Genomic DNA, 6,405 nt, shown 5'->3' with positions numbered 1-6,405 from the left:
ACAAACACGGAGAGCTATTGTCATCCAGAGGGTCAAAAAAGTGTGCGCGGAAGATTACTTTTTACTGAGGACGAACAGCCAATGGTTGCGCATATTTGGGGAGATAAACCCGAATTTTTCCGTCAAATGAGTATTGGAATGGCTGAGCTAGGTTTTAAAGGTATCGACATTAATATGGGCTGTCCTGTACCGAATGTAGCAACAAGAGGAAAGGGCAGTGGTCTAATCCTTCGTCCAGACACAGCAGCAGAACTTATAGAAGCAGCAAAAGCTGGTGGATTGCCAGTAAGCGTGAAGACAAGACTTGGATATACAGAAATAGATGAGTGGCAAGAATGGCTAACGCATATTCTTGAACAGGATATTGCGAACCTTTCTATTCATTTACGTACTAGAAAGGAAATGAGCCAAGTTGACGCACATTGGGAGCTGATTCCAGAAATTAAAAAGCTACGTGATCGTATTGCGCCCAACACACTTTTAACTATAAACGGGGATATCCCTGATAGAGAAACTGGGCTTAAGCTAGTAGAACAATATGGTGTTGATGGAGTTATGATTGGACGCGGTATTTTTAAAAATCCGTTTGCATTTGAAAAAGAGCCAAAAGAGCATAGTACACAGGAATACCTTGACCTTTTAAGGTTGCAATTGGATTTACAGGACAAATATGCAGAAGAATTACCACGCTCCATCTCGGCACTTCATCGTTTCTTCAAAATATATGTTAAAGGCTTCCCAGGGGCAAGTGAATTAAGAAATCAATTGATGAATACAAAGTCAACGGATGAGGTTCGTACGTTGCTTGATAATGTTGAATTAAAACAAGATTAATAGCTGAAGGTACCATAATATAAGTAAAAAAGTATAGGGATTTTGGATAACATATCCCTGCCAGGATTATTACATTTTCTTAGTATATCTCTCCTTTCAAAGAACAACATAATAATATACTTTGAAAGGAGTGCTATGATGCCAGACCGTAAACCGCCACATGAGCAATTAACTGTAAAAGACAATGGATTAACATCAACTCAAGAAGTTTTGTATCAGCAGGAATTTAAAAAGGCTGATCAAGCGACACAAAAAAATAATTCACGAAAAAAGTGAAAACTAAATTTTAGAATAGAACCCTCTTGTGCTTAAAGGAGCACAGGGGGGTTTTTTATTTCAGAAGAGAAGAAATTAAATTTATATAATGTTTGTATAATGTGATTTAAATGAAGATTATACAAAATTATTGACTTTTGTATAATGTTTGTGAATAATTAAAATAAATATAGTTTGTAGGATAAAAACAACATTTGGACGGAGAGGAAGAGTAAATAATGCCAAAAAGTAAAAAGAGAGTAGTAGTTATTGGAGCAGGGGTAGCTGGATTAGCAAGTGCCATTCGTCTTCAGCATGCTGGATATGAAGTGGAGTTATACGAAAAAGAGGCTTTACCAGGTGGGAAAATGAATCGAATTGACATGGATGGTTATCAATTTGATCTTGGGCCGAGTATTGTGATGATGCCTGAGCTGTATAGGGAAGTATTTGAGTTAACGGGAAGAGATCCGGACGATTATATCCCTATGCAAAAAATTGATCCGATGTATTCAACTTACTTCGGAGCAAAGGCGGAGGAAAAATACGACATCTCTTCTGATTTGGTAGAGCTTATGAAGACGCTGGAGAATATATCAGAGGAAGATTCAAAAGGCTTTTTAAACTATCTTCAAGAAATTTACCAACGTTATCTTGTAGCAAAAAATCATTTTCTTCAAAGGCCTTTCCGTAACTTCACTGACTTTTATAATCCAAATACGATTCGTCAAATGCTTAAGCTAAAAACGTTTGATAGTGCCGACCATTTTATCGGGAAGTATGTAAAGAATGAACGCATAAAGCAAATTCTAAGCTTTCAAACGTTATACATAGGAGTGTCGCCATACAATGGACCTTCTTTATACACAATTATCCCGATGATAGAAATGCTCTATGGAGTTTGGTTTATCAAAGGTGGAATGTATACAATGGCTTCTTCAATGGAGCGTTTGTTTAAGGAACTAGGTGGCAAAGTTTATTACAACGCATCTGTAGATGAGGTGCTTATAAAAGATCAGCAGGCTTATGGTATCCGAGTAAAAGGAAAAGAAGTTCTTTCTGATTTTGTTATGTGCAATGCTGATTTCCCTTATGCAATGAAAAATTTAGTCAAGGATACTAAATCCAAAGGAAAGTATACGGATAAAAAAATAGATAGTATGAAATATTCCTGTTCTTGCTTCGTGATGTATTTAGGAATGGATCGAAAATACGATGAGCTGGACAATGTCCACAATTTCTTTATCACTGAAGAGCTAGAGAAGAACCTCACTGATATTTTTGATGGGAACAAGTTGGAGCAGCCTTCTTTCTATGTTTACGTGGGCTCTAAATTAGATCCTAGTCTTGCACCAGAAGGAAAGGATGGGCTTTATATTCTTGTGCCAGTTCCTGAGCTATCTTCCTCGAAGTATGAATGGACAGATGAAACGGTTCAATATTATCGAAAAAAAGTAATGGATTCACTAAAGAATGTTAAAGGGTTAGAAAATATTGAAGAGGAAATTGTTTCTGAAACGTACATGACTCCATTAGATTTTGAGTCGAAATTTAATGCATATAACGGTGCTTGCTTTGGTCTACAGCCAACGCTTACGCAAAGCAACCATATGCGTCCGCAGAGTAAAGCAAAAAACTGTGAAAATCTATATTTTACTGGAAGTAGCACACATCCAGGAGCAGGAGTGCCTATAGTATTGCTCTCTGCTAAGATCGCAACCGAAGAACTGCTACTGGATGATGGAATAAAAGAAAAAAATAAAGCGGGCTTTCCAGAACTTGTGACCAACTAAAAAAGTGAAACTATGAAAATCTTGTTTCACTTATCGTCTAGCTATTGTTATTACTAGGCTAAGAGAGTGGATGCGCAAGTCCTATGAATATTAGAAGGAGGCGAAGGATTTGGTGAGAAAACAGGATACAACTGTAAAGGATTACTATCGGTATTGTGAAGAAGTCATTAAAAAGAACTCGAGGAGCTTTTATTTCGCATTTAGCCAGCTGCCGGAAGATAAAGCGAATGCTGTATTTGCTATTTATACTTTTTGCAGGAGAGCAGACGACAGTGTCGACGAGAATGGTTCCAAGGTTAGACAAAAGGAAGAGCTGGAACGCTTAAAAAAAGAGCTGCAGCTTTTTGAGAAAGGCGAGGAAATACAACATCCGATGTGGCTAGCACTTCGGGATGTATTTAATAGATATAACATGAGCATTGAACCCTTTTATGAGCAATTGGAGGGTCAGCGAATGGATATAAATTTTACTGAACCAATGACGCTTAAGGAATTGGAGAAATACAGCTATTATGTGGCTGGAACAGTTGGCTTAATGCTTTTGCCTGTCCTTGCACAAGGCAGTAGCATAGATTTAACAGAGCAGGCTATTAGCCTCGGCATAGCGATGCAAATTACGAATATCCTGCGAGACATCGGCGAAGATTACCAGGTGAAAAACAGAATTTATATACCTCAGTCTCTTTTAGCTTCAGAGTTATACAGCGTGGATCATTTGAAGAATGCCACTATTAACTCCAGTTTTATTCGCATTTGGGAAACCCTAGCGCACCATGCGGAGGAATTATACGACAATTTCTTTCATACTATCTTTTATTTTGATGAGGATAGTCGTTTTCAGGTATTACTAGCAGCAAAGGTTTATCGCGGTATATTAAATGCGGTGAGAAAAAATAATTATGATTGTTTTCATGTTAAAAATTATGTTTCACCAACTGAGATGCAAAAAATCCATCAGGCCGCTCGTTTTGTAGTGAATAGGAAGGTGCTTTCATAATGGTAGAAAAACAAAAAACTGTCGTAATAATAGGTGGGGGATTAGGTGGATTATCTGCGGCTATTTCATTGGCGCAGGCAGGCTATTCTGTTTCCCTTTATGAGAAAAATAATCATCTAGGCGGAAAGCTAAATCGACTAGAACAAGATGGTTTTGGATTTGATTTAGGACCCTCTATTCTTACAATGCCACATATCTTTAATCGACTATTTACACGTAGTGACCGTGATATGTCGGATTATATATCGACATTTAGATTAGAGCATGAGTGGCGTTCCTTTTTTACAGATGGAACAACTATTGATTTATACGGGGATCTTGAAAAGATGGCAAAGGAAAATATGAGCTTGTCAGCAAAGGATATACGAGAGTACGAGGAATTCCTTCTATATGCAAAAAGAATATATGAAGTAACAGAAGAAGGGTATTTAGGCAAAGGATTAGATAGCACAATGGACGTGTTTAAGCAGCATGGAATCATAGAGTCACTAAAAGGCTTTGATTATTTTTCTACTATGTATGATGGGATAAAAAAGAGAATAAGCAATCCTAATTTAAGAACTATGCTTTCTTACTTTATTAAGTATGTTGGCTCATCTCCGTATGATGCACCCGCAGTACTAAATATGATGATTTATATGCAGCATGCACAGGGTGTATGGTATGTTCCGGGAGGTATGCATGGGATCGCCCGTGGGATGGTGAAGCTTGGTAAGGAGCTTGGCATATCCTTCCACACTGGAAAAGAGGTAATGCAATTACATAAAGACGGAGACAAGCGTATTGCTTCTGCAGAGCTTGCCGATGGAACAAGAGTTAGTGCAGATTATTTTATCTCTAATATGGAGGTAATTCCTGCATATGAAAAGTTATTAGAAGAAGAGCCAGCCTATGTAGAAAAGCTGGAAAATAAGTTCGAACCTTCAAGCTCGGGTTTAGTATTGCATCTAGGAGTTAATAAAAAATATCCTCAATTAGCTCACCATAACTTTTTCTTTTCAGATAACTTGAAAGAACAAATGGATCAGGTTTTTCATCGCTATGAGCTACCTGATGATCCAACGATTTATTTGGTAAATCCAAACAAAACAGACCCAAGCCAGGCACCTCCTGGACATGAAAATATAAAAATATTACCTCATATTCCTTATATACAAGATAAGCCCTTTGCGGATAAAGATTATTTAGAGCTAAGGGAACGAGTATTGATTAAGCTTGAAAAAATGGGATTGGAAGGGCTGCGACAGCATATTGTCACGGAGGATATGTGGACACCACATGACATTGAACGTACGTATTATTCCCATCGGGGTTCTATTTATGGAACAGTTTCCTCGAAAAAGAAAAATCACGGATTTAAGAATACTAAACATAGTGAGCTTTATGATAATTTATACTTTGTAGGCGGCACAGTGAATCCAGGTGGCGGTATGCCTATGGTTACACTAAGTGGTCAGCAGGTGAGTGGGATGATTGAGGAGAGAGACAAAACAAAATCATAAGGAAGAGGTGGGCTTATGTTACAGTTGCTTTTTATGATTATAGTTGCTTTTCTCATCCTAGCAATGGTTTGTGGTGTTCTGATGCTTTGGAAAATCCCAGTACCAGGACAAATAAAAGAAGTGCTATATGGAAACCCTTCTATCACTGTTATTATTCCAGCAAGAAATGAGGAGGGGCGCTTACAGCCATTGCTTGAATCATTACAAAAACAGTCTCTAAAGCCGAAGGAAATTATTGTAGTTGATGATGAATCCACTGACAGGACAGTACAAATTGCGAAAGACTTTGGTGGCAGGGTTATACAAACCCATGAAGCAGACCTTAGCTGGAAGGGAAAATCTGCTGCTTGCTGGATAGGCTCAAAGGCTGCAACTGGAGAATGGTTATTATTTTTAGATGCTGACACAAGGCTGGACAATGAGAATAGTTTAAAAACATTAGCATTAAGCTATCGATCGGAGAAAGCGAGAGGGATTTTATCAGTTCAGCCTTATCATAAGGTCCATAAGCTATATGAAAACTTTTCTGCCATTTTCAATATTATTGTTATAACTGGGATGAATGTTTTTACTGTATGGAGTACTCGATTGGAGAGTGCTGGAGCATTCGGTCCCTGTATTCTTACATCCCGAAAGGACTATATGGATGCTGGAGGACATTTTGTTGTCGGTGAAGCGATTATGGATGACTTTGAGCTTGCTAAGTCTTTTAAAAAAATTGGTATACCTGTGCGATGTGTGAGTGGTAGAGGTGTTATTAATTTTCAAATGTATCCCGAAGGCATGAACTCATTAATCGAAGGATGGACAAAAAACTTTGGTACTGCCTCTCGGTCTACGCATCCACTTGTAATGTCGTTAATAAGTATTTGGATCAGTGGAAGTTTTCTCCCGATTGCATTACTCCTGTTAGGATTTTATATTGGTTTGGACTTATGGATTGCTATTGCTTGTATTTGTTATATAGGAGTTATGATACAAGTCTATTTAATGGCACGACGTACTGGTAATTTTAGACCTTATG

The 6,405-nt window shown here is 37.9% G+C and carries 6 protein-coding genes; all 6 read left to right on the top strand.

Features of this window, described 5'->3' with window-relative positions; genetic code table 11:
• A partial coding sequence (locus AC06OU_RS14540; protein ID WP_475856731.1) for a tRNA dihydrouridine synthase occupies window positions 1–834 on the top strand: 834 nt, incomplete at its 5' end.
• A 138-nt stretch (window positions 835–972) separates the two neighbouring features.
• Complete coding sequence (locus AC06OU_RS14535; RefSeq protein WP_251553420.1) at window positions 973–1,110, top strand: YfhE family protein; 138 nt, start codon at window positions 973–975, stop codon at window positions 1,108–1,110.
• Window positions 1,111–1,328: 218 nt separating this feature from the next.
• The gene (locus tag AC06OU_RS14530) at window positions 1,329–2,882 is read left to right on the top strand and encodes a phytoene desaturase family protein (RefSeq protein WP_298471648.1); all 1,554 of its coding nucleotides are present in this window, start codon (window positions 1,329–1,331) and stop codon (window positions 2,880–2,882) included.
• A 112-nt stretch (window positions 2,883–2,994) separates the two neighbouring features.
• The gene (locus AC06OU_RS14525) at window positions 2,995–3,879 is read left to right on the top strand and encodes a phytoene/squalene synthase family protein (RefSeq protein ID WP_475856733.1); all 885 of its coding nucleotides are present in this window, start codon (window positions 2,995–2,997) and stop codon (window positions 3,877–3,879) included.
• Window positions 3,879–5,381, top strand: coding sequence for a phytoene desaturase family protein (locus AC06OU_RS14520; RefSeq protein ID WP_475856730.1), 1,503 nt, complete (start codon window positions 3,879–3,881; stop codon window positions 5,379–5,381). Before AC06OU_RS14525 ends, AC06OU_RS14520 begins: the two co-directional genes overlap by 1 nt.
• A 15-nt stretch (window positions 5,382–5,396) precedes the next feature.
• On the top strand, window positions 5,397–6,405 hold a 1,009-nt coding region (locus AC06OU_RS14515; protein ID WP_475856729.1), incomplete at its 3' end, for a glycosyltransferase family 2 protein.

The organism is Psychrobacillus sp. (assembly GCF_056205495.1).
The sequence above is the reverse complement of the archived record's forward strand: the minus strand, read 5'-3'. Positions and strand labels throughout refer to the sequence as shown.